This window comes from Chitinophaga niabensis, from assembly GCF_900129465.1.
Lineage (GTDB): Bacteria > Bacteroidota > Bacteroidia > Chitinophagales > Chitinophagaceae > Chitinophaga > Chitinophaga niabensis.
Window position 1 is genome coordinate 2,319,680 of sequence record NZ_FSRA01000001.1, and the last position, 25,340, is coordinate 2,345,019.

General features: G+C 47.0%; 18 protein-coding genes. 11 read left to right on the plus strand and 7 right to left on the minus strand.

Features of this window, described 5'->3' with window-relative positions; all coding sequences use genetic code 11:
- Nucleotides 1-139 precede the first annotated feature (139 nt).
- Genes BUR42_RS08970 through BUR42_RS08990 form a run of 5 tightly spaced genes read left to right on the plus strand, consistent with a single transcriptional unit; the run spans nt 140 to nt 4,995 of the window.
- Complete coding sequence (locus BUR42_RS08970; protein ID WP_074238907.1) at nt 140-1,405, plus strand: dihydroorotase; 1,266 nt, start codon at nt 140-142, stop codon at nt 1,403-1,405.
- A gap of 16 nt (nt 1,406-1,421) precedes the next feature.
- Nucleotides 1,422-1,907 (plus strand): DUF4199 domain-containing protein, encoded by a 486-nt coding sequence (locus BUR42_RS08975; protein WP_074238908.1) that lies wholly within the window; start codon nt 1,422-1,424, stop codon nt 1,905-1,907.
- Between the two features lie 4 nt (nt 1,908-1,911).
- Nucleotides 1,912-2,853: a glycosyltransferase family 2 protein gene (locus BUR42_RS08980; RefSeq protein ID WP_074238909.1), complete on the plus strand. Its 942-nt coding sequence runs from the start codon at nt 1,912-1,914 to the stop codon at nt 2,851-2,853.
- Nucleotides 2,850-3,980 (plus strand): glycosyltransferase, encoded by a 1,131-nt coding sequence (locus tag BUR42_RS08985; RefSeq protein WP_074238910.1) that lies wholly within the window; start codon nt 2,850-2,852, stop codon nt 3,978-3,980. The genes BUR42_RS08980 and BUR42_RS08985 overlap by 4 nt, the downstream gene beginning before the upstream one ends.
- Nucleotides 3,981-4,008: 28 nt before the next feature.
- The gene (locus tag BUR42_RS08990; RefSeq protein WP_143197394.1) at nt 4,009-4,995 is read left to right on the plus strand and encodes a hypothetical protein; all 987 of its coding nucleotides are present in this window, start codon (nt 4,009-4,011) and stop codon (nt 4,993-4,995) included.
- Between the two features lie 63 nt (nt 4,996-5,058).
- On the opposite strand, the gene BUR42_RS08995 is transcribed toward BUR42_RS08990, so the two are convergent.
- The 5 genes from BUR42_RS08995 to BUR42_RS09015 form a co-directional block, all read right to left on the minus strand.
- Nucleotides 5,059-5,385 carry an ArsR/SmtB family transcription factor gene (locus BUR42_RS08995; protein WP_074238912.1) on the minus strand — a complete coding sequence of 109 codons (327 nt, stop codon included), beginning with the start codon at nt 5,383-5,385 and terminating at the stop codon, nt 5,059-5,061.
- Between the two features lie 112 nt (nt 5,386-5,497).
- Entirely contained in the window at nt 5,498-8,035 is a 2,538-nt protein-coding gene (locus BUR42_RS09000; RefSeq protein WP_074238913.1) for a DNA gyrase/topoisomerase IV subunit A, read from the minus strand.
- Between the two features lie 25 nt (nt 8,036-8,060).
- Complete coding sequence (locus BUR42_RS09005; RefSeq protein WP_074238914.1) at nt 8,061-8,474, minus strand: hypothetical protein; 414 nt, start codon at nt 8,472-8,474, stop codon at nt 8,061-8,063.
- Between the two features lie 5 nt (nt 8,475-8,479).
- Nucleotides 8,480-9,334, minus strand: a complete 855-nt coding sequence (locus tag BUR42_RS09010; RefSeq protein WP_084185472.1) for a DUF1835 domain-containing protein — start codon at nt 9,332-9,334, stop codon at nt 8,480-8,482.
- Between the two features lie 11 nt (nt 9,335-9,345).
- Nucleotides 9,346-11,241 carry a DNA topoisomerase IV subunit B gene (locus BUR42_RS09015; protein WP_074238915.1) on the minus strand — a complete coding sequence of 632 codons (1,896 nt, stop codon included), beginning with the start codon at nt 11,239-11,241 and terminating at the stop codon, nt 9,346-9,348.
- A 990-nt stretch (nt 11,242-12,231) separates the two neighbouring features.
- On the opposite strand from BUR42_RS09015, the gene BUR42_RS09020 reads away from it, so the two are divergent.
- The 4 genes from BUR42_RS09020 to BUR42_RS09035 are packed head-to-tail and all read left to right on the plus strand — an operon-like array spanning nt 12,232 to nt 19,155.
- The gene (locus tag BUR42_RS09020; protein ID WP_074238916.1) at nt 12,232-14,544 is read left to right on the plus strand and encodes a PSD1 and planctomycete cytochrome C domain-containing protein; all 2,313 of its coding nucleotides are present in this window, start codon (nt 12,232-12,234) and stop codon (nt 14,542-14,544) included.
- Between the two features lie 3 nt (nt 14,545-14,547).
- Complete coding sequence (locus BUR42_RS09025) at nt 14,548-16,002, plus strand: DUF1501 domain-containing protein (protein WP_074238917.1); 1,455 nt, start codon at nt 14,548-14,550, stop codon at nt 16,000-16,002.
- Nucleotides 16,003-16,004: 2 nt separating this feature from the next.
- Entirely contained in the window at nt 16,005-17,018 is a 1,014-nt protein-coding gene (locus BUR42_RS09030) for an NHL repeat-containing protein (RefSeq protein ID WP_074238918.1), read from the plus strand.
- 1 nt (nt 17,019) lies between these two features.
- Complete coding sequence (locus BUR42_RS09035) at nt 17,020-19,155, plus strand: c-type cytochrome domain-containing protein (RefSeq protein WP_074238919.1); 2,136 nt, start codon at nt 17,020-17,022, stop codon at nt 19,153-19,155.
- A 37-nt stretch (nt 19,156-19,192) separates the two neighbouring features.
- On the opposite strand, the gene BUR42_RS09040 is transcribed toward BUR42_RS09035, so the two are convergent.
- The gene (locus BUR42_RS09040; RefSeq protein WP_074238920.1) at nt 19,193-20,110 is read right to left on the minus strand and encodes a DUF6268 family outer membrane beta-barrel protein; all 918 of its coding nucleotides are present in this window, start codon (nt 20,108-20,110) and stop codon (nt 19,193-19,195) included.
- Nucleotides 20,111-20,173: 63 nt separating this feature from the next.
- Nucleotides 20,174-21,376, minus strand: a complete 1,203-nt coding sequence (locus BUR42_RS09045; RefSeq protein WP_074238921.1) for an anhydro-N-acetylmuramic acid kinase — start codon at nt 21,374-21,376, stop codon at nt 20,174-20,176.
- 123 nt (nt 21,377-21,499) lie between these two features.
- Here BUR42_RS09045 and BUR42_RS09050 point away from each other — a divergent pair, with 123 nt between their 5' ends.
- Together BUR42_RS09050 and BUR42_RS09055 are read left to right on the plus strand one after the other, a co-directional pair.
- Nucleotides 21,500-22,246 carry a DeoR/GlpR family DNA-binding transcription regulator gene (locus tag BUR42_RS09050; RefSeq protein WP_074240508.1) on the plus strand — a complete coding sequence of 249 codons (747 nt, stop codon included), beginning with the start codon at nt 21,500-21,502 and terminating at the stop codon, nt 22,244-22,246.
- 61 nt (nt 22,247-22,307) lie between these two features.
- The gene (locus tag BUR42_RS09055; protein ID WP_074238922.1) at nt 22,308-25,340 is read left to right on the plus strand and encodes a SusC/RagA family TonB-linked outer membrane protein; all 3,033 of its coding nucleotides are present in this window, start codon (nt 22,308-22,310) and stop codon (nt 25,338-25,340) included.

The following is a 25,340-nucleotide window of genomic DNA, read 5'->3' on the forward strand; positions in this document are numbered from 1 at the left end:
GGGATGCAAAAGTAAACATTAATTTGATTTATAAAAATTATTAGCCCCCTTTTTATCCCAATTTCAGGGAACAGACGAAAGCATAAATGCTTACATTTGCACCTGACTGGGATAAAACAAAAAGATCACTTTTTCTGCAATGGACATTTTACTCAAAAACGTCAGGATAGTAGCACCTCTCTCCCCTTTTCACGGGCAAACAAATGATATTCTTATACAAAACGGGATCATCACTGATATCGCCACCAATATCAAGGCAGATAACGTGAAAGAGATCTCCGGAAAGAACCTTCACGTTAGCGCCGGATGGATGGATGTTTTTGCACATTTTTGCGACCCCGGCCAGGAATACAAGGAAGATCTGGGCAGCGGAGCCACTGCAGCAGCGAAAGGAGGCTTCACAACGGTAATGATCGTGCCCAATACCCAACCCTCCCTTTACACCAAAACCCAGATAGAATACGTACTCAGCAAAACCCGCTACGGCGTGGTGAACGTACTCCCCATCGGCGCCATCAGCAAAAACGTAGAAGGCACTACCCTGGCGGAAATGTACGAAATGCGGCAAACCGGCGCAGTTGCCTTCTCTGACGGTCTTAAACCCGTTCAGTCTTCCGGTATCATGCTCAAAGCCCTCCAATACGTTAAAGCTTTCAACGGCACCATCATACAGATCCCTGACGATACCAGCATTTCCGGCCATGGCCTCATGCACGAAGGGATCCACTCCACCCAGCTGGGCATGCCGGGCAAACCGGCCATCGCAGAGGAAATTATGCTCCGCAGGGATATTGAACTGGCTAAATATACCGATTCCAATATCCACTTCACAGGCATCAGCACCCGCCAAAGCGTGGAACTGATTGCCGCAGCAAAGGCAGACGGACTAAAAGTGACCTGCTCTGTAACCCCCTACCACCTGCTCTTCACGGATGCAGACCTGGGTACTTACAACAGTTTCCTGAAGGTAAATCCGCCACTGAGGAGCCAGGACGATGTGAATGCGCTTAAAGATGCCATCCGTAACGGGGTGATCGATTGTATCGCTACCCACCATCAGCCACAGGACTGGGACGCCAAACAAGTGGAATTTGAATATGCCAAACACGGCATGATAGGGCTGGAAAGCTGTTTCGGCGCACTCCGCACAGCCCTGCCGGACCTGGGCCTGGAAAAGCTCACAGAACTGCTGAGCACTGCCCCCAGGAGCATCTTTGGCCTCCCAAATGTGATCATTGCCAAAGGGGAACCCGCCAACCTCACCTGGTTTGAGCCGGATACCACCTATACCTTTACGGATAAGGAGATCGGTTCCAAAAGCAAAAACTCTCCCCTGCTCAATACCGAACTGAAGGGTAAAGTGCTGGGGGTGTTCAATAACAAGCAATCTTACCTTAACTTGTAATCCTAAATACCCTATTATGGAAAACAAAAATCATATTACTTACGGCCTCATCGGTACAGCTATCTGTGTTGTATTGTTCCTGAGTCAATGGTTTGCCAAAGTGGCGCCTGACAATGCAGCTTTCAAATGGGGGTCTGTCCTCATTTTGGGTATCATTATTATCCTTAGCTGCATCAACTTCAGCAAGATCAACGGCGGAGATGTTACTTTCGGCCAGGTATTTGCCAACGGTTTCAAAACAACGGCAGTGATCACGGTACTCTTTACCCTGGTCTATATCATATTTTACCTGCTTGTGCCCAGCTACAAAGAATCAATGATCGAATTCAGTACCAAGCAGCAGCTTGACGCTGGAGCTACCGCGGACCAGGTAGCAGCAGGCAGAGAATGGATGGAAAAATACTTCCTCGTAGTTGCAGTAGGTGGCATTGTTTTCCTTGACCTGTTGATTGGGGTAGTTGCCTCTCTCATAGGCGCAGCCATCGTAAAAAGAAAGAAATAAACTAATGGACATATCCGTAATCGTTCCTTTAAAAAACGAAGAAGAATCACTGCCGGAACTGGCAGCCTGGATCGCACGTGTGATGCAGGAGAACAACTATTCCTATGAAGTATGGATGGTGGACGATGGCAGTACGGACGAATCCTGGGAAGTGATCCGTAACCTGTCTGCTGAAAACCCGCATATCAAAGGCATCAAATTTCAACGTAACTACGGAAAATCCGCCGCTTTAAATGAAGGTTTCCGCAAAGCCAAAGGCGATGTGGTGATCACCATGGATGCGGACCTGCAGGATAGTCCTGATGAAATTCCGGGCCTTTACAAAATGATCAAAGAAGATGGGTTCGATCTCGTAAGCGGCTGGAAAAAAGTACGCTACGATAACACCCTCACTAAAAATATTCCTTCCAAACTATTCAACTGGGCCACGGTGAAAATGAGCGGTATCAAGCTGCACGACTTCAACTGCGGCCTGAAATCCTACAAGAATAAAGTGGTGAAAACGATCGAGGTGTATGGCGAAATGCATCGCTATATCCCTGTGATCGCCAAATGGAGCGGCTTCCGGAAGATCGGCGAAAAAGTGGTGGAACACCGCAAACGCAAATACGGTACCACCAAATTCGGGCTGGAACGTTTTGTGAACGGGTTCCTGGACCTCGCATCCATCACCTTTGTCGGAAGATTCGGCAAACGCCCCATGCATTTCTTTGGCGCACTGGGCACGCTGTTCTTCATCATCGGTTTTGCCATCGCCTTCTACCTCACCATTGAAAAGATCTTCTACCTGCAATACAAAATGACGGAAAGACCGATCTTTTTCCTGGCTATGCTATTACTGATCATCGGTTCACAGCTTTTCCTGACGGGCTTCCTCGCGGAAATGGTGAATCGCAATGCACCGGAGCGCAACGCTTACCTGGTGGAAGAAACATTGGAAAGATGACGAAACTGCAGCACAAAAAAATTGTGATCATAGGTCCGGCCCATCCCTTACGGGGCGGGCTGGCTGCTTTTAATGAGCGCCTTGCCCGTCAACTGACAGCACAGGGCAATGAAGTGAGCATTCACACCTTTTCCTTTCAATACCCGGGTTTTATGTTCCCCGGCAAAACGCAGTATGCGGATGGCCCCGCGCCGGATGGGCTGCACATCGAGCGGACTGTTCATTCCATGAATCCCCTCAACTGGCTAAAGACCGGCAGCAGGATCAGGAAAGAAAAGCCGGATATCGTGATCATCGCTTACTGGCTGCCGTTAATGGGCCCTGCATTGGGCACCATTGCCAGTATCATCCGTAAGAATAAACACTCCCGGATCATTGGCCTGGTACATAACCTTATCCCTCATGAAAAACGGCCGGGAGACAAGCCCTTCACCCGTTATTTCGTGAATCAGTGCCATGCTTTTATTACCCTCAGTAAAGAAGTACTGGCTGATATCAAACAACTCACCAATAAACCGGTGGTGTATTCCCCGCACCCGGTATACGACAGCTTTGGCGACCCTGTTCCTGCAACCGTTGCAAAACAACACCTGGGCTGGGATGCGAATAAAAGATACCTGCTGTTCTTTGGTTTTATCCGTGCCTACAAAGGATTAGACCTCCTGCTGGAAGCCTTTGCAGACCGGCGTATCCAAGCTATTGAGAACCTGGAACTGGTGGTGGCGGGAGAATTCTATGAAGACCGTAAAAAGTACGATCACCTGATCACTGACCAGGTAAAGATATGCTCGGATTTCATTCCGAATGAGGAAGTGAAATACTATTTCTCAGCGGCTGATCTGATTGTACAACCCTATAAAACAGCTACCCAGAGTGGCATTTCCCAGATGGCCTATCATTTTGAGAAACCCATGCTGGTAACAGCCGTAGGCGGATTGCCGGAAATTGTACCCGATGGAAAAGCGGGTTATGTAGTGGCGCTAGACTCAAAATCTATCGCAGATGGTATTCTGCGCTTCCTCGCACAACCTCCGGAGGTTTTCAGTAGTTTTATCAGGGAACAGAAGCAATTATATTCCTGGGAACACTTCGCGGATTCGCTTGGATCTTTAACAGACACACAATAATCTGCGGAATTTAATGTTATACCTTACTATGAAACGTCTTTTTATCATACTGCTTAGTTTCTCCTCCTTTTCCGCTGTGGCTCAACGGCTGTCTCCGGCAGACAGGGCTGCGCTGGATAAGCTGCAGGATTCCCTGCGTGCTATCAGTTATGATGTGATCAACGGAAAGGAACAAAGCGTGCGCGAAGAACGTAACGATTACTTCATTCCCCAGCTGGTCAATGCCCTCAAAACCAGCTATTCCTACTACTACCCTTTCGATTCCCTCAAAACAGTAGCTAAGATCTATCCGCAGGATAGTACTTTCCGCATCTTTACCTGGCCGCTGGAAAATGACAACAGTACTTTCCGCCACTTCGGGGTGATACAGATGAACACGAAAGACGGCGCTTTAAAGCTCTTCCCGCTGTTCGATAATTCCGACTTCTCCAAAAATATGGATACCATCACCAACAACAGGGGTTGGATCGGTTGCCTGTATTATGCCATGATACAAAAGCGCTATTTCAATGCGGAGTATTATACGCTTTTCGGATGGGATGCCAATTCCCAGACCAGCCAGAAGAAAGTGATTGAAATGCTGACATTTAAGAACGGAGAACCTGTATTTGGCGGGCCCTTCTTCAGCTTTGCAGAAGATACGGTGCCTAAACCTGCGCGTAACCGCTTCTTCATTGAATACAAAAGGGAAGCGGTGGCAGCCATGAACTATGATGCTGAAATGGATATGATCATCTTTGATCACCTTATCTCTGAAACCAATGAGCCGCTGAAGAAATACACTTACATTCCCGATCTTGATTATGAGGGTTTCAAATGGCAGGCCGGCAGATGGGTACACGTGGAGAAGGTGTTCCACGACGCATTACAACTGGGTAAATATCCCATCGGGCAGCCTGCGGATAAGAAAAGAACAGATTATGTAAAGCCGAAGATGGATTTTGAGATCCAGGAGGAAGAAGCTGCAAAAGCAGCAGAAGCGGCTAAAAAAGGGAAGAAAAAGAAGAAAGACTAATAAAGGTTCTTTTGAGCCCGGCTTTAGCTCATTATTCAGCCGCCGTTGCATTGCACGCTTCAGCTATTTCTTTTTCTTCCGGCCTTGTTCCTTTTCCAGGAAATCCTCTAAGGCATCCAGTTTCTTCGTCCAGAAAACACGGTATTTTTCTGCCCACTCGGATACCTGTCTCAATTGCTGTAACTCTGCATGGCAGAAACGTTCCCGCCCTTGCTGTTTAATGGTTACCAGGCCACATTCTGTCAATATCCTGATGTGTTTGGATATAGCAGGCCTGCTGATATCAAAGTTCTCTGCTACTGCGTTCAGGTTCAGGGATTGGTTGGCCAGCAGGCTGATGATCTCTCTGCGGGTTGGGTCTGCGATCGCCTGGAATACATCTCTTCTCATCTTGAAACCGTTTGGTTACAAAAGTACAAAAAAATACCGGACATGAAGCCCGGTATTCGGTGTGATATGTTCAACAGCCGGCTGTAATCAGCCAGGTTTGTGTTTGATCTGTTTAGAACAGTTCCCCCTGTACATTGCCTTCCTCTTCAGGTGGCGCCTCTTCCTCATCTTCCGTCAGCAGTTCCACATCTATGAAGTCGTCTCCCGCCACCTTGGTCCCTACAGCTTTCCAGCCGGTTACCTCAATGGTTTCATGGAGGGAAATTTCTTCTTCTTCCGGATCACGTTTCTTACCGGTCCTTAACAGCACAATGGGTTCTGCCTGTGTGGTCACCAGTTCAAGGTGATTGTGCGCGCCTTCTTTGATAAAGAGGAACTTGTTGTTCAATGTCTGTGTTTCAATCACAAAACGTTTGGCATTGTACTGTTTCTTGTCCCCATCAAAATAAATGGCCGTAACCACCTTCTCCGGATTGAACTTCTCTATGTACACTGCATCGTTGGATTCGTAACGGTTGGTGATCTCGTAATTAGTGAGTTCATATGTACCGTTCTTATAGAACACCAGGATCTTATCATCTCCTTCAAAACTGCCTACATATAAACCACGCTGTTCGGTATTCAGCCTGCCCACTGCATCATCATACCAGATCTTGATACCGGATAAAGTGGAAACACCTTTTTCTTTGAACTTCACGCTCTTGATCGGGTATTTGGTTACCACATTACCCATGGAGCTGCGGCCTTTAATGGGAATCGTTTCGAAGTAGAAGTCAAATTCCTTTTTCTTGGCGGCACAGTTCGGGCTGAGGCGTACGGTCACTACTTCTGCTTCCCCGTTAGGGTTGGCACTGAAATAATGCACTTTGGAATTCTTCTCCCCTTTCGTGAGATCGTATTCCTTATCACGTGTGATCCCTGTTACATTAAAACGTTTGGCAAGACTGTACCCCGTTTTATTGTCAACATAGATCATGTTATAGGTCATGCGTTCATCGCCTTTGCGGAATACATCTATATGAATGATATCCTTGCCCACAAAGGTTTTATCTGCCACCTTGGTCACCAGCATCTTGCCATCCCTGCGGAACACGATGATGTTATCCAGGTCAGAACAATCTGCTACAAATTCATCTTTCTTTAAAGAGGTCCCGATAAAACCATCGGCACGGTTAACATAGATCTTGGTATTGGCAATGGCTACCTGCTGCACCTGGATGGTATCAAATACCTTGATCTCCGTTTTGCGTTCGCGGCCTTTACCATACTTCTTCTGCAGGCCTTCATAATATTGCACCGCAAAGTCAGTAAGGTTAGCAAGGTTATGTTTTACCTCTTTGATCTCTGCTTCGATGTTTTTGATCTGCTCCGTAAGTTCATTGATATCCAGGCGGTAGATCCTGCGTACAGGCTTTTCCGTTAATTTGAGGATATCTTCTCTTTCTATCGCGCGTTTCAGGTTCTTCTTATAAGGAGCGAAACCTTTGTCTATTGCTACCAGAACGGCTTCCCAGTCCTTGTGCTTTTGTTCCAGTTCCTTATAGATGCCTTTCTCGAAGAAGATCTTTTCCAGTGAGGTGTAATGCCACTTCTCTTCCAGTTCCGCCAGTTTTATCTCCAGTTCCCGCTTCAGCAGTTCTTTGGTATAATCTGTGGCGTATTTCAGCAGTTCTGTAACGGTGATAAAGCGGGGCTTTTCATCAATGATCACGCAGGCATTCGGGGAAATGGACACTTCACAGTCCGTGAATGCGTACAAGGCATCGATGGTGATATCCGGCGAAATACCGGGTGCCAGCTGCACTTCTATCTCTACTTCCTTCGCCGTATTATCTATTACCTTTTTGATCTTGATCTTACCATTGTCGTTGGCCTTCACGATGGATTCCATGAGGGCCGTGGTGGTAACGCCATAGGGTACATCTTTGATCAGCAGGGTCTTTTTGTCTTTCTCTTCAATATGTGCCCTTACGCGCACTTTACCACCTCTTTTACCATCGTTGTAGCTGGCTATATCTATCATACCGCCCGTCAGGAAATCCGGGTAGAGTTCAAACTTTCTGCCTCTGAGGTATTTGATGGAAGCATCTATCAGCTCATTGAAGTTATGTGGTAATATCTTGGTGCTCAAACCTACAGCAATACCCTCTGCGCCTTGTGCCAGCAGCAGCGGGAATTTCATGGGCAGGTGGAGCGGTTCGTTCTTTCTGCCGTCGTAGCTGAGCTGCCAGGTAGTGGTTTTGGGGTTGAAGGCTACATCCAGTGCAAATTTGGAGAGGCGGGCCTCGATATAACGCGCTGCGGCAGCATCATCTCCGGTGCGGATATCTCCCCAGTTACCCTGGGTTTCTATCAGCAGTTCTTTCTGCCCCAGGTTCACCATGGCATCTGTAATGGAAGCATCACCATGCGGGTGATACTGCATTGTTTGCCCGATCACGTTAGCCACCTTGTTAAAACGGCCATCATCCATTTCCTTCATGGCATGCATGATGCGGCGTTGAACAGGTTTAAAACCATCTTCTACCCCCGGTACTGCGCGCTCCAGGATAACATAGGATGCGTAGTCCAGGAACCAGCCTTTATACTTGTCATCTACGTGCTCTCTGCCATGCAGCGATTCTTCCGGTGATTCGATTGTGTTACTCATATGATCCTTTAAAAACTTTCTTTAATTATAATGATGCGGTCCTTCTGCCAGCCAGGAAATCATTCCTCCAGATCCTCACGGAATCCTGTTTCACATCATCCAGTGTATTCAGTTCTATGAAAGAACAATCTGTCAGCGCTTCCAGTTCGTGCCATATATGGATGGCAATCTCCACTCTTGCCGGTGCTTCGATGATCTCCGTCCGCAATTCACTTTCTGTTATGGGGCACCAGTGCAAAGCAGCTTTTCCGCTGAGCAGGTACATGATCTCGGGGTTCTTGTAATCACTGTTCCCTTCATGATAATGCTGCCCGCTGCTGGAACCGGCGTTGCGGTAACAGAGAATGAAAGTGCCGGTGCGGAATGTTTGCCATTCGTAGCCCTGGCCCCTGTCATCAGAGCCTATCAGGTTTAAGGGAGTAATACTGATCTGTGCCATAGGTTTTATGCGTTTTCAACGGGACTTGCGGCGGCGGCTTCAGCACTACCACCCGGTAATTTTACTTCAAAGTCACGCATCGTTTTCAACTCGCCCTTACTTTCTATCTTTCCTTCTTTGATCAATTCTTTGATACGCCAGGAAAGGAACTGGTCCATTACCGGGTATTTGAACTTACCAGTCACCTGTACGATCACTTTGTTGGCTTTCTGGAACTCTTTAGAAGTAGCCTGCAGCAGGTCTTTATCAAAAAAGCTGGCAGGTTCCCCTCTCAGTTTCTTTCCTCCTTCCAATAAACGGATGCCGGCGTTCTCATTCATCAGGCGGTGCCATTCATCTCCATCCAGTTCAAATTCTGCCAGCGATACTTCGCGGGCCAGCTTTTTGGCTTTGATGAATTCCTTTGGTAAGATCTGGCTGAGATGGGTAGGATAAAACACGCCATTCTTCTCATTGAGGAAAGGAAGGTTGTTCAGGTACACCAGGTGGATACGTCCGGAGAAGCGGTCCAGTTGGCTGATCAGCCAGAAATAACCGGATACATCGCAGGCGTTCTGCCCTGCCCAGATCCAAACTTCCAGCTCCTCTTCTTCTCTGAGCCTGCCCTTCAGCGATCTCACGGGATCTTCCGGTGGTGCCACTTCTTCTCCTTCTGCCGGTACAACTGCCGGTATTTCCAGCATATTGTTCCACCACTCCCGGCGGGCGGTTCTGCCTTCCGGCGTGTCCAGGATAAATAAGGGGCCTACCGCAAGGTCGTCTTCAAAACACAGTATTTCACCCGCTAACTGCGGATCCAGATCAAAAGCGGCTTTGAGGTTAGCTTCAGATGATTGCCCAAATACAATATGTAGTATCATACTTTAAATTCTTAACTCACCGGCACTGCATCTGCCAGGTCTTTTTCACTTCTAAGGTTACCAATAATAAAATCCTGGCGGTGTTGTGTATTCTTACCCATGTAATATTCCAACATCTTGGCTACAGGCATGTCTTTCGCCGGAATGATCGGCTCTTTGCGCATGTCTTCACCAATGAACTGGCCAAATTCATCCGGAGATATTTCTCCCAATCCTTTGAACCGGGTGATCTCTGGTTTGCCACCGAGTTTTTTCACCGCCTTCAGCTTTTCGTCTTCACTATAACAATAGATCGTTTCCTGTTTATTACGCACCCTGAAAAGCGGTGTTTCCAGGATGTAGATATGCCCGTTCTTCACAAGATCGGGGAAAAACTGCAGGAAGAAGGTGAGCATCAGCAGGCGGATGTGCATACCATCCACGTCTGCATCCGTAGCGATCACAATATTATTATAACGTAATCCTTCCAGTCCTTCCTCTATGTTCAGTGCGTGTTGCAGGAGGTTAAATTCCTCATTCTCGTACACGATCTTTTTGGTAAGGCCGTAACAGTTGAGGGGTTTACCTCTTAAGCTGAACACCGCCTGTGTTTCCACATTGCGGGATTTGGTGATGGAGCCGCTCGCAGAATCGCCCTCTGTGATGAACAGGGTGGTTTCCTGCTGGCGGGTGAGCATGTCCTCCTTATTTTTTCCGGTGTACTCCTCATTCATGTGAACGCGGCAATCACGCAGTTTCTTATTGTGCAGGTTTGCTTTCTTCGCCCTGTCGTTTGCCAGCTTTTTGATACCGGCCAGTTCCTTCCTTTCCCTTTCACTTTGTTCTATCCGCTTTTTCATGGCATCTGCCACGGAAGGGTTCTTATGCAGGTAATCGTCCAGTTGTTTGGTCAGGAATTCCAGCACAAAGTTCTTCATGGACTGCCCGCCTTCTGCTACGGCAATTGATCCCAGTTTGGTCTTGGTCTGGCTTTCAAACACCGGTTCCTGCACCCTTACTGAAATAGCGGCGCAGATGGAGCCGCGGATATCGGTGGCATCGTAATCTTTCTTGAAGAAATCACGCACGGTTTTCACGAATGCTTCCCGGAAGGCGGCAAGGTGCGTACCACCCTGGGTGGTATGCTGCCCGTTCACGAAGGAATAATATTCTTCGCCGTAGGAGTTTTCGTGGGTAATGGCTACCTCTATATCTTCTCCTTTGAGGTGAATGATAGGGTAACGCAGGTCCTCTGCGGTGGTTTTCCTTTGCAGGAGGTCCAGCAAGCCGTTTTTGGAAATATATTTCTGACCATTGAAATTGATGGTGAGCCCCGCATTCAGGAAACAATAGTTCCAGATCTGGTTCTCCAGGAAGTCAGGTATATATTGATAGTTCTTAAATACGGTATCGTCAGGGGAAAAAGTAACCAGGGTACCATTGGTTTCAGAAGTACTGGCTTCTTTATGGTCTTTCAGCAATACACCTCTTTCAAATTCGGCTGCCTTGGCTTTCCCTTCCCTGAAGGAGGTAACTTTAAAATAACTGGAGAGGGCATTCACCGCTTTGGTACCCACCCCGTTCAAACCTACGGATTTCTGGAAGGCTTTACTGTCGTATTTAGCACCGGTATTGATCTTACTCACTACATCCACCACTTTGCCCAGGGGAATACCCCGGCCGTAGTCCCTGACTGTTACGCTGTGTTCAGACACCTTGATATCCACCTGTTTACCAAATCCCATCATATGCTCATCGATACAGTTATCCACCACCTCTTTGATCAGGATGTAGATCCCGTCGTCCATGCTGCTGCCGTCTCCCAGTTTACCGATGTACATACCCGGGCGGAGGCGGATATGTTCGCGCCAGTCCAGCGAGCGGATGGAGTCTTCCGTATAGGCATGTAACTTATTATCTTCTGCCATAGTCTTTCTATTAATCGCTTGATGTTGAAACCGTTGGGAGGGGATCGCCCCGGCCCATTACTAATTCTTTTAGCAAAACCCGGTCGTTGGCAAAAATAAAGGATTAGAACAATATCCCAAGTAGATTTTATACACTATACCTATATTATTGTAAATGAAACCCTTGAACATGCAGATTCACAATTCCCCGTGCCCGCAGGTAAATAAATAGCACTTTCGTGATATAACATGTTACGAATAATTGCATATTTTATTAATTACATACCCCAGGCACTAAATATCAGAAATTTCTATTCGTTTATTATTTTATATGATTAAATTATCTATATTTACATCCGGCCTATTTGAGAACAGAAAAACCTTATAACTATGAAAACATTTTTCTTTGCAGTAGTCTTATCTGTTTTGGTGATTGCACTAATCGTAACTGTATTGATAAAGCAAGAGCAGCAAAGCATGTATCGTTTAAAAGACGTGTGTATCAGGCTGATGCAAAAATTCGACTCCTGGCAAATGATGCGCTGAGGGCAATTTCCCACATTCATTAATTAGAATCTTTTACTTATTGGATCATTGATCTATAAATCCCTATACCTATGAAAACCGGCTTACTATTCAAACTGGCATGTCTGTGCATTGCTTCCATGGTGTTGATGGCACATTTTGCGCGCAAATATTTGCAAAGAGTACGTGTTGCGCGCGTGCGTTCTGCCCACTAGAATCCACGGGCGCCCCTGGCATTACCCTGTGACAGGAAAAGTTAAAAAGAAAGATCCGCTTCATGAGGGCGGATCTTTCTTTTTTTACTGCATTATCTTATTATTTTGATGGATTATCCCCGCATACTTTTGCATTCTCCAAAAGAAACCGTTATCTTGGAACAAGCAGTCTGGTATTGACTTCTACAGTGAAAAGCATTTGTAATTTATTCCCCGTTTTGTAATACTTTATTCTCTATGTATTAAAAACGGCCATACATATTCCACTTAAATGAGACAACGACAAAGTGTCGCCCTGGCGGCTATCTGTTTACTGGCTTACATTGCGTGCAACCAGCCTGGAGCAAACAAAGGTACCCAGACAAGTAAGCTACCTGACGAAGTAGACTACAACTTCCACATCAGGCCTATCCTTTCAGACAAATGTTTTACCTGTCACGGCCCGGATGCTAATAAACGGGAAGCTGGTTTAAGACTGGATATCGGGGACAGTGCATTTAAAGCCCTGAAGGAAACGCCGGGTGCTTTTGCATTTGTGCCGGGCAAACCACACCAGTCTGAAGTATACAAGCGCATCACTACTGCGGACACTTCTTTACGCATGCCGCCCGTGAATTCCAACCTGGCGCTTACGGAGCATGAAATAGACCTCATTGAAAAGTGGATCAAACAGGGGGCTAAATACAAACCGCACTGGGCCTTTGTGCCACCGCAACCGGTAAAACCGCCGGTAGTGGACAACGAAAAATGGCCGCGTAATGAAATAGATAAGTTCGTTTTACAGGGTATGGAAAATGCTGGGTTAAAACCCAACGAGGAAGCTGATAAGGAAAGGCTGTTAAAACGTGCCTGCCTGGACATTATTGGCCTGCCGCCTACTGTTGAAATGATGGACCGCTTCCTGGCGGATAACAGCGAAAATGCCTATGAAAAGATCATAGATACCCTGCTTGCCATGCCGCAGTATGGAGAGAAAATGGCCATTCACTGGATGGACGTGGCCCGCTTTGCAGATTCCCACGGCTACCAGGATGATAACTACCGTAGCCAGTGGCCCTGGCGCGACTGGGTGATCCATGCTTTCAACGAGAACCTCCCCTATAATAAGTTCGTGACCTGGCAGCTGGCCGGCGACCTGATACCCGGCGCTACCCGTGAACAATTACTGGCCACAGGTTATAACCGCAATCATAAGATCACGGAAGAAGGTGGTGTGATCGATGAAGAATACCGGGTGGAATATGTTACCGACCGTACCAATTCATTCGCCAAATCATTCCTGGGTGTTACCATGGAATGTGCACACTGCCATGATCATAAATACGATCCTTTCTCTCAGCAGGAATATTATCAGCTGTATGCCTTCTTCAACAATGTAAAGGAAGTAGGACTGGAATCTACTGTAGGCGGCCCGGAAACATTCGCCAAGAAACCTTATATGGAAATATCCAATGAGGAGGTGAAGGGTGTACTGTCCTTTATTAATAAACCGGACACCAACCGCCTGATCGTTTCTGTAATGGGCGACCAGGATACTACCGTACGCAAAACGTATATCCTCAACCGTGGTGTGTACGATGCACATGGAACAGAAGTAGTGCCGGGCACGCCAAAGTCTATCCTTGCCTTTAATAATGCAACGCCTAACCGGCTGGGACTGGCGGACTGGTTATTCAGTCCAAAGAACCCGCTTGCCGCAAGGGTATTCGTGAACCGTATGTGGCAGGAAGTATTCGGCAGAGGCATTGTTAAAACTTCCGGGGACTTTGGTATGCAGGGAGAACTTCCCTCCCATCCTGCCCTGCTGGATTGGCTGGCGGTGGATTTCCGCACACATGGATGGGATATTAAACGCCTGATGAAGCAAATGGTAACTTCTGCCACTTACCGTCAGTCCGCCGTTGTACCGAAAGAAAAACTACAAAAAGACCCTGATAACATATGGCTATCCCGCGCACCACGTTTCCGCTTACCTGCAGAACTGGTAAGAGACCTGGTGCTCAGCAGCAGCGGCCTGCTCACAAAAAAGATCGGCGGACCGAGCGTGAAACCTTATCAGCCTAAAGGTTTGTGGGAACTGGCAACATCGGGCCGGGGACTGCTGGCAAGGTATCAGCAGGATCATGGGGAAAGCCTCTACCGGAGAGGGTTGTATACGTTCATCAAACGTACGGTACCACCACCTTCGCTGATGATCTTTGATGGCAGCAACCGCGATCAGTGTGAAGTGAAACGTTCCAATACTAATACGCCACTGCAGGCGCTGGTGATGCTGAACGATCCCCAGGTACTGGAAGCAGCCAGGGTGCTGGCCGCTAAACTGATGCAGGAAAAAAGCGATCCGGTAGAAAAAGCATTCCGCCTCATCGTATGCCGCAAACCAAATGAAAAAGAACTCGCATTACTGCAGGAATATTACAAGGACCAGCAACAGCATTACCAGGGTAAACCCGGGGAAGCTACAAAGATCCTGAACGTGGGTGAATACCCCTTGCCGGAGAAAGCCAATAAACCGGCACTGGCTGCATTGATGCAGGTGGTTACCACTATTTATAACCTGGAAGAAACCCTCTCTAAATCCTGATATATGGACAAAGAATTTTTAGAACACGGGTTGAACATGAATCGCCGCAGATTCCTTTCCCGTTTAAGCCTGGGACTGGGAAGCGTAGCATTGGGCTCGCTGCTGATACCCGATCTGCTGAAAGGCGGTGGAGCAGAAGAAATGGGATTCCCTCCCGGTATTCCACACTTTGCGCCGAAAGCAAAAAGGGTGATCTACCTTTTTCAGAACGGCGCACCTTCTCAACTGGAGACCTTCGATTACAAACCTTTATTGCGCCAGATGATGGGGCAGGAATTACCTGCTTCTATCCGCAACGGGCAACGCCTTACGGGTATGACATCCGGCCAGGCCTCTTTTCCGCTGGTAGGTTCTTTCTATGACTTCAAACAATATGGTCAATCCAGGGCATGGATCAGCGACCTGTTCCCTTATACGGCAAAAGTGGTGGACGATATTTGTATCATCAAGTCCATGTACACAGAAGCCATTAATCACGATCCCGCACTTACCTTCTTCCAAACCGGTGCCCAGCAAGGAAACCGGCCAAGTATGGGGGCATGGCTCAGTTATGGTTTAGGTAGTGAGAATAAAAACCTCCCAGCATTCTGCGTACTCCTGTCAAGAGGAAAAGGGAACGGACAGGGCGTATATTCCAAACTCTGGACGAATGGCTTCCTGGATAGTATTCACCAGGGTGTTCAATTCAGCAGCGGCGAAAGCCCTGTATTATACCTGAACGATCCGGCAGGTATGGATTCCACCGCACGCCGCAAAATGCTGGATAAGCTCTCTGAGCTGAACCAGCTTTCTTATGATCAGTTCGGCGACCCTGAGATCAATACCAAGATCCAGCAATACGAAATGGCTTACCGCATGCAAACAGCGGTGCCGGATATCACCGATCTTTCCAAAGAGCCGGATGATATTATCAAACTCTATGGACCTAATTGCCTTGTTCCGGGCACTTTTGCTTCTAACTGCCTGCTGGCACGCAAACTCTCTGAGAATGGTGTGCGCTTTGTGCAACTGTACCACCAGGGATGGGACCAGCATGGCAATCTGCCGAATGAAATGGCAGGGCAGGCAAAAGACGTGGACCAGGCTTCTGCAGCACTGATCACCGATCTGAAACAACGTGGACTCTTAGATGAAACACTGGTGATCTGGGGCGGCGAATTCGGCAGGACCAATTACAGCCAGGGTAAGATGACGGTAGATAACTATGGCCGTGATCACCATCCCCGCTGCTTCTCTGTATGGATGGCAGGCGGTGGCGTGAAACCGGGTATCGTATATGGCGAAACGGATGAATTCGGCTATAACATCACGAAAGACCCAGTGCATGTACACGACTTCCAGGCTACTGTGATGAACCTCCTTGGCCTTGACCACGAAAAATTGATCTATAAACATCTTGGCCGCCGCTATCGCCTTACAGACGTGGCTGGCAATGTAATCACCAATCTTATTGCATAAAAATGGATAGAAGGAATTTCATACAGGCATCCGCGTTAATAGCCGGTAGTTTTTACATCAGCAAAGATCTGTTCGCGAAAGACAATGGCGCTGTTTATGGCCATAACAACATGCGCTACAGGATGGACAATAAATGGGGTAACCTGGACCCTTCCAGGTATCCCGTAAAAGATTGCCATGAAATGGTGCAGGATAAAAAAGGACGCATCATCCTGCTGACCAATGAAACAAAGAACAATATCCTGATCTATAACAAATCAGGTAAGCTGCTCAACAGCTGGGGCCATGAATTCCCCGGTGCGCACGGCTTAACGCTGGCGCATAATCACCTCTACATAACGGATACAGATAAACACCAGGTGTTTAAAACCACACTCGATGGTAAAATATTACTGACCATTAACTTCCCGGAAGAAAGCGGCGTATACAAAGAAGCAAAAGCTTTTGTACCCACCGAAACCACCGTTACAGATAATGGCGATTTCTATATTGCAGATGGTTACGGCTCCCAGTACATCCTGCACTATAATGCCGAAGGGAAACTGCAAAGTTTTTTCGGCGGAAGAGGAAAAGAAGACAAACACCTCGATAACGCACATGGCATTTGCATCGATAAACGTAACGGTACGCCTACCCTGCTGGTTACAGACCGTACGCGCAATTGCTTTAAACGCTTCAGCATGGCAGGTGAATTACTCGAAGTGATACCATTGCCAGGTGCATGCGTATGCCGCCCGGTGATCAAAGGTGATCATCTCTATGCCGCCGTACTGCGTTCTCCTGACCTTGGGAAAGAGAACAGCGGTTTTGTTACCATCCTGGATAAAAACAATAAAGTAGTTTCCAATATCGGGGGCACTGCTCCTGAGTATAAGGATGGCAAACTGCAACCCATGTTGCAGGCAGAAAAGATCTTTGCCAATCCGCATGATGTATGTGTGGATGATGAAGAAAATATTTATGTAGCGCAATGGGCTTCCGGGAAAGTATATCCCTATAAATTCAAACGGGTGTAGCATGTTGAAAAGATTGTCCGAAAATCTACTGATCGCTGCAAATATTTTTATCCTTTTCCTCCTGGTGTTCTATCAGCACCTGCATTTACCTGCATGGTTGCAGGTGATAGGCAGAATGCACCCCCTGCTGTTACACTTCCCTATTGTATTGCTCATCCTTGCGCTGGTACTGGACCTGCTTACCATACGCAGTGAACAGCTCGCGGCTACGTTAAGGCCGCTGATCAGCCATCTCTGGCTGGCTGGTGCCCTTACTGCCGCCATTACGGTGATCATGGGCCTGTTCCTCTCCCGTGAAGAAGGTTATACAGGAGATATGCTGGCCTGGCATAAATGGTCCGGTATTGCTATTGTATGGTTGGCTTCCCTGTTATACTGGTACCGTTATGTAAGAAAGTCTGTAATGATAACAGGCAGTGCACTGACATTAGTGAGCTTAGCAGTAGCAGGGCATTTTGGGGCAAACCTCACGCATGGAAGTGATTTCCTGCTGGCGCCTGTTACTCCGCAACATTCCAGGGTAACAGTACCTATAGAACAGGCGGTGATCTTTGAGCACCTGGTAAAACCCATCCTTGAGCAAAAATGCCTCAGCTGCCATAATTCCGATAAGGCAAAAGGAGAACTGCTGATGGAAACACCCGCCCAGATCATGAAAGGCGGAAAAAGCGGCCCCTTGTTCATTGCCGGTAATCCCATGGCCAGCCTGATGATAGAACGCATCCATCTGCCGATGGAAGAAAAGAAACACATGCCCCCTACAGGCAAAACACAACTCAGCCTGCAGGAGATAGAAGTGCTGCAACACTGGATCCGTTTAGGTGGTGATTTTAAAAAAACGGTGACCTCTCTGAAGAAAGAAGACAGCTTATACATCCTGGCTGCGCAGTTATTAAAACCTGAAGTTTCAGAAGACCAGTTCTCTTTTGCTGCAGCCAGCGAGGCCACCATTAAAAAGCTAAGCAATAACTACCGGGTGATCTTTCCTTTATCCCGGAACTCACCTGCACTGATCGTTAACTTCTACAACAAGGAACAATACAGCGCAAAAGCATTGGAAGAACTGCTTCCTTTGAAAACGCAGATCGTGGAATTACACCTGCAGAAAATGCCGGTGAAAGATGCAGAACTATCTGTTATCAAACAATTCAGCAATCTGCGGAAGATCAATCTTGACTTCTCTGCTATCACCGGAAGTACACTGCAGGACCTCACAGGCCTTAAACACCTGCGTTCACTGGCTATTTCCGGTACGGGCATCAACCTGCAAAACCTACAGAAGTTAAAGGCCAGTAAAAGCCTGGAAGAAGTGTATTGCTGGAATACGCCGCTTACGGAAAAAGACTGGCAACAATTAGCAGCGATCAAGAATATCCGTTTTGAGAAAGGATACGATAACCACGGGCAGGAGCCGTTAAAACTGAACTCCCCTATCATCAACAATGATCATACTATCTTCCAGCGTAAACAAACACTTGCGCTCACACATCCCATCAAAGGTGTTGAGATCAGGTACACATTGGATGGCTCGGAAGTGGACAGTGTTAACTCTGCTGTTTATAAAGATTCCATTACGGTAGATTCCAGTTTCACGGTAAAAGCGAAAGCGTATAAAACCGGCTGGTATGGCAGCGATGCCACGGTAGCACGTTTCCTGAAAACAACTTATAGGCCGGACAGCGCAGTGTTACTGAAACCAGCCAATGAAAAGTACCTGGGAGATGGCCCCAAAACGTTCTGGGACCTGCAGACAGGTAACTTTGATATCAGCAGCGGCAAATGGCTGGGCTTCAGGTATAATGATATGGAACTGCTGATGATGTTCAAACATCCGGTGAACGTACAGCAGATCACATTGAACACCATGCGTAACACACGCGCTTATATCTTCCCGCCAACAAAGGTGGAAATATGGGGTGGCTCAGACCCTTCCAAAATGCGTTTACTCAGAAAAGTGCAGCCGGCAATGCCGGGTAAGGATGATCCGAATACCATGTCTGGCATCACCTGCGAATTTCCGGCACAGGAAGTAAGTTGTATCAAGATAATAGCCGCGCCTTTGGCAAAACTGCCTCAATGGCATGATGGTAAAGGCAAGCAGGCCTGGATATTTATAGATGAGATATTAGTGAATTGATTCAAAAAAGGTGCAGTACGAACTGCACCTTTTTAATTTATCTGAAGTTCCAGCGAACACCTGCGTTCAGGAATACATTGGTAGAAAGCAGATGAGAAGGTTTATTTTTAAATATACCGGAGATACTTTTATCACTGTAGTCAAAAGACCTGAGCGGCATGATACCTCCGCCATAGAAGAGGTCCAGCTTTTTCAAATGCCAGGTGTGCTCAAGTCCAAGCGGCAACTGGATAAAGCTCATCAGCCGTTTCCCTTCAGGCATATTCTCCACATCGTAGACGCCAAATTTAGGACGGAAGTATAAGGTAAGATCTGTTTGCTGACTGAGCAGGTAAGTAGCACTGATATTTTCCGGCAGGGTAACGTTCACCTTCAGTTTATTGCCGGTTTGCCATTGGAAAAACAGGCCGGGTAATATAAGCGGGACGCCTGTCGCATTGGTTATACCTGCGCCGAAACCGTAAGCGTATTTAGGTTTGCGTTTGATGAACATGGCCACGCCATTTATAAACACATCATTACCGTTTATCTTTTCCATATCTGTGTAAAGACCTACAGATACGGCACTATATAAGCCCCAGTTATTCTTCAGGCTGCGGAAATGCTGAATACCGGCATCTACTTCCAGCAACTCGCCCGGTATTACTTTTTGTTCATACCCTTTGTTGTTCATTTTTGTGTAAGATCCGTTCACCATAATTCCCCAGGAGCGGATATTCCCCGAGGCCAGGTCTCCTTTATTCGCCAGCAGGAAATTGCCGTTAAAACGGATGCGCTGTTGCGAGGAAGAAGCTTCCGTTTTTTCATATTTCTCTTCGCCTATCGGTTTCCTGTATTTGGAAGCAGGCAGGTAATCAACATTTACAGTGATACCGGAAGGTGGTAACTGGGCAAATGTCCGCTGGCTAATGCATAGGAATAGCAGCAGAAAGCTTATGGCAAAACTTTTCAGCATAAAGGTTCAATGTTTTGAGTGTGTATATTATCTAGACCCGTAAAACATTGAACACCCCTATGCCTATCCCGGAAAACTCACTTTTCCCATGGATACGTTAGGGATGCCATTCCTTCCTTTCCCGAAATTAATAGCTCCCCCGCATACAGCTTCATTGGCCAGTACCGCAAACAGTACGGCTTCTTTCGCATCCGGGTTAATGTGTAATTCCCTGGTGCTTTTAAACGTGCAGCCGGGGAGTAATTCCGTGATGTTCTTCATCAGCAGCGGATTGTGCATACCGCCGCCACTTACATAGAAATGAAAACCGCTGCCATCCCTGGTAACTGCTTTGATGGCTTCCGTAATGGTTTCAGCAGAGAAACGGTTAAGCGTAGCCATGGTATCTTCAATACTAATGCCTGTTGCGCCTGATCTCTCAATGGCTTTATCCAGGTAAGCGATATTGAATAATTCCGGGCCTGTGGTTTTCGGGAACGGTTGTTGAAAGAAAGGATGATCTTTCAGTGCATGCAGTAATGCGGGATGTACTGTTCCTTTTGAAGCAATAGCGGAATTTTCATCAAAGTATTGACCGGGATAATGTTTTTGGGTGAAGGCATCCATCAATGTATTCCCGGAACCGGTATCGCTGCAGAACACTTCATCTGCATTGAGGTTACCGGGCAGGTAGGTGAAATTGGCAATACCTCCGATATTCAGCATAATGCGGTCCTCGTTTTTCTTTGAAAAGATGAGGAAGTCGCCATAAGCTGCAAGCGGCGCCCCCTCCCCTCCGGCGGCTACATGTTTCTGCCGGAAGTCGCTCAGGGTGATAATGCCGGTTTCTACGGCCATATGGTCGCCATCCCCGATCTGCAGGGTGGCATTGCTGAATTTTGCATGTTTATGCAGGGATTTGGGAGCATGGAAGATGGTTTGGCCATGGCTGGCAATAAGATCTATTTCTGCGGGTTTTTTGCCCCATTTCTGCAGGCATTGCAGGATCATTGCTGCATGTTTTTGCGCTACCCAGCCATTCAGGAGGCAAACTTTCTCCAGGTCTACATTCCTTTTGGAGAACACGCTGCTGATCTCCCCTTTATATTCCTCCCCGTAAGGCACTGTTTCAAAGGCCACCAGCTCTATCCGGGAATCCATGCCAGTACCGGAAAAGCGGCAAAGGGCTACATCCAGCCCGTCAACAGAAGTACCGGACATTAAGCCAATAACCAAACGCTCTGCTTTCCGGGAAATCTCATAAAGACGTGAAATGTTCGTATTCATAAGTGATTGTTTATACAGGCCATCCTGCTGGTTTTTACGGGTATTTCAGTAAATATATGCATCTTTTTGCGGTTTTATCAGAATTATTGCAGTAAATTGCTGGAGACCAAAATCATTCCAGCCATGCTAAAAAGGGAACGTCAGTCATTTATCCTTCGCCAGGTGAATCTCCACAATAAGGTATTGTCGGTAGATCTGTGCCAGGAAATGGACGTTTCGGAGGATACGATCCGCAGGGACCTGAATGAAATGGCCAAACAGGATAAACTGATCAAGGTACACGGTGGGGCGCTCTCCAAATCTTTCCACTTATCCATTGCTTCAGACCACGTATATGCATTAAACAGTAAAAAGCTTATCGCCATGAAAGCATGCCGCCTGATCAAGGACGGTATGTTTGTACTCACTACCGGCGGTACTACCATCATAGAACTGGCTAAGGCGCTGCCGCCTGAGCTATCTGCTACTTTCATCACCGTTAGTTTACCCGCAGCTTATGAATACATCCACCATCCGAACATAGAAGTGATCTTTATCGGAGACAGGATCTCCAAGAACTCACAGATCTCCATCGGTGGCGGCGTAGTTTCCAAATTAAACGGCATCAAAGCAGATCTCTGCTTCCTGGGTACCAATTCCATTGATCTCAAACATGGCATCACGGATAACGACTGGGAAGTAGTGGAAGTAAAAAAAGCCATGATCGAAGCTTCGGACAGGGTCATTTCTCTTTCTATCACAGAGAAACTTAACACAACGCAACGCATCAAAGTATGCGATCTTTCTAAGCTTACGACACTTATTACAGAAGTGGATCCGCAGGATCAAATTTTAAAACCATATCGGGAAGCCGGCATAGAGATTTTATAGTTCACTTAAATGTTCGGGATTTTTTCCAACCAATTACAATTAATACTTTAAAAGAAGGATTATGAAAAAAAGGCTATGGTTATGGCGGAGCAATTGGAAATTTGCTTCAATTGCCCTGTCGCTGCAACTTGTGTCCATTCTCGCCCTGGCACAGGTTCGCATCTCCGGAACAGTGACCGGAGCAGATGGAAAGGGGATTCCATCTATAGCAGTGCAGGTTCGAAGTACAACCTCGGGTGCATACACAGACGGGAATGGTGCTTACTCCATTAATGCAAATCTGAAAGATGGTAGTTATACGCTTGCTTTTACAGGTGTAGGTTTGAAGCCGCAGGAAAAAACATTCCAGGTAGGCGCAACCAAAACATTCTCTTTTGATGTACAATTGCAGGAGGATGTATTGGGGCTGAACGAAGTGATTGTTACCGGTACAAGCGTGGCTACTTCCAAGAAAAAGTTGGGCAATGCCGTATCCACTATTTCTGCAAAGGACATTCAATACAGTGCTGCCACTGGTATTGACGGAGCTTTGCAGGGAAAGGTAGCGGGCGCACAGATCACACAGAACTCCGGTAACCCTGCAGGAGGTATTAGTGTACGCTTAAGAGGCCCCAGTACCATTGTAGGTTCTTCTGATCCGCTTTACATTGTGGATGGCGTGATCGTAAACAACGACTCCAAACAACTGATAGACCTGGGCGGATATGCACAGAACCGCCTGGTGGACATCAACCCTGCGGACATCGAAAGAATAGAGGTGATCAAAGGTGCCGCTGCTGCTGCAATCTATGGCTCCCGCGCAAATAACGGTGTGGTACAGATCTTCACTAAAAGAGGGAAAAGCGGTAAACCACAGGTATCTTTCTCTACGCAATTCAAAACAAACAGCATCCGCAAGAAACTGGAATACAATGAGTATCCGTTCCGGTTCAACAATACGGATGTGAACGACAAAGGCCAGACTGCCGTGACCCGTTATGATTACCAGGATAAGATCTTCAGCACAGGCATCGGTACGGATAATACATTATCTGTTTCCGGTGGTACAGAAGATACCAAATACTATGTTGCAGCATCCAGCCTGTATAATGAAGGGATCATCAAAAACACCAATTTCAATAGAAATGGCCTGCGGGTAAATGTTTCACAAAAACTGAATAAAATACTCACGCTTTCTGCAGGTGCCAATTATACCCTGAGCAATAGCCGGGAAATACCCAATGGTGGTATTAATGAAGCATACGGTGCGCTTACAGGTTTTATATTCAGCAATAACTTTATCAATCCGGATAAAGACCCTATTACCGGTCTTTATCCTTCTACTGCTCCCGTGGCTATTCTCCGCCGTACCAACCCGCTTGAAGCGATCAATCGTTTTGATTTCCGTCAGAAGGTGAACCGTTTCATCGGGAACGTACAACTGAATGCCAAACCAGTTGAAGGCCTTAATGTTGATCTTATTTTTGGATTGGATAACTACACCCAAACAGCTACCGGTTATATTCCACCCAAAAATACAACCCCCAGTTATGACGGAGGTTTATCAAGAAGAGCGGACGCAACTGTATTACAAACCAATACAGACCTCAACGTCAGTTATCGCAAAAAGGTAAACCATTGGCTGGAATCCACTACCGGACTGGGCGGTACTATGCAGTACGACAGAACATACCTTTTTGGCGGTACAGCACAGTCGCTCGGAGCATTTGGACAGACATTGAACAACGGTACTATAGTGGCTACCGAGTCCCGTGCGGAAAGGACCATCCTTGGCGGCTTCCTACAACAAACGTTCGGGCTGTTTGACAAGATCTATATCACGGGTGCAGCAAGAACAGATGCATCCTCTGTATATGGCAAGGATAACCGCTGGCAGTTCTTCCCTAAATTAAGTGGCTCCTACCTGGTTTCTGAAGAGGATTTCTGGCAGGAATCCAAACTGGCAGATATCATCCCTTCTTTCAAATTACGCGCTGCATGGGGGCAGTCAGGGAACCTTACTGCGATAGGTGTGTTTGACCGCTTCACAAATTATAATCCTATTATTTATGGTGGTAGCGCGGGTTCTGTTTCTCCGGCACAACTGGGTAATCCGCTGATCAAACCGGAACGCCAGACAGAACTTGAACTGGGTACGGATATCAGCCTGCTCAAAGATCGCCTGAGCATTGAGTTCACTTACTTTAACAAGGACGTAAAGGACCTGATCCTGAACAGAACACTTGCTCCCAGCACCGGTTTCAACAACCGCTTCCTGAACATCGGTACCATGACGAATAAGGGTTTTGAACTCATGGTAAAAGGGGTGCCCATCCAGACTAAAGACGTTAACTGGATCTCTACCTTCAGCTATACCAATAATAAGAACGTTATCAATGGCGTAGAAGGAAATGGCGTATTGCCTTTTGCAGGTGGTTTTGGCCAGGTAGCTGCAGTGAACGGTTATTCCCTTGGTGCATTCTATGCCACCTTCTTTGCAAGGAATGCCGATGGATCTCTTTTACTGACTCCTGGTGGCCTCCCTCAGAGAGAAAGAGGTGTGCAAAAGGCTAATGGTACTTATACGGTAGGCCGTGATGCCAATGGCCAGCCGAGTGGTGCAATACTGAGTAAAGTGATCGGTAATCCCAATCCCAAACACGTACTGTCATGGGTCAACGAAGTGAACTATAAAAAATTCACTTTCCGGATGCAATGGGATGGTATGCTTGGTTTTGATGTTTTCAACTTTACCAAACGTGTTGGAGACAATGCTAACTATGGAGGCTTGAAAGGTTACGAAGCTGAACTGAAAGGCGAAGTAGCAAAAGGTACCAGCGTTGCACTGTTTTCCATCTTTGAAAACTGGATTGAAAAAGGTGATTTCGTAAAGCTCAGGGAATTATCTGCCGCCTATCTGATCACACCCAAAGCCGGTAAGTTCCGCGATCTCAGGGTTACTTTATCCGGCAGGAACCTTCTGTCTATAGACAATTACAGTGGTTATGATCCGGAAGTGAATGCTGCCGGCCAGGATAACGCGGTAAGAGGGTTTGATTTTGTGGAAGTGCCTTTACCAAGAACTTTCCAGGTTGGACTGAATGTTAATTTCTAA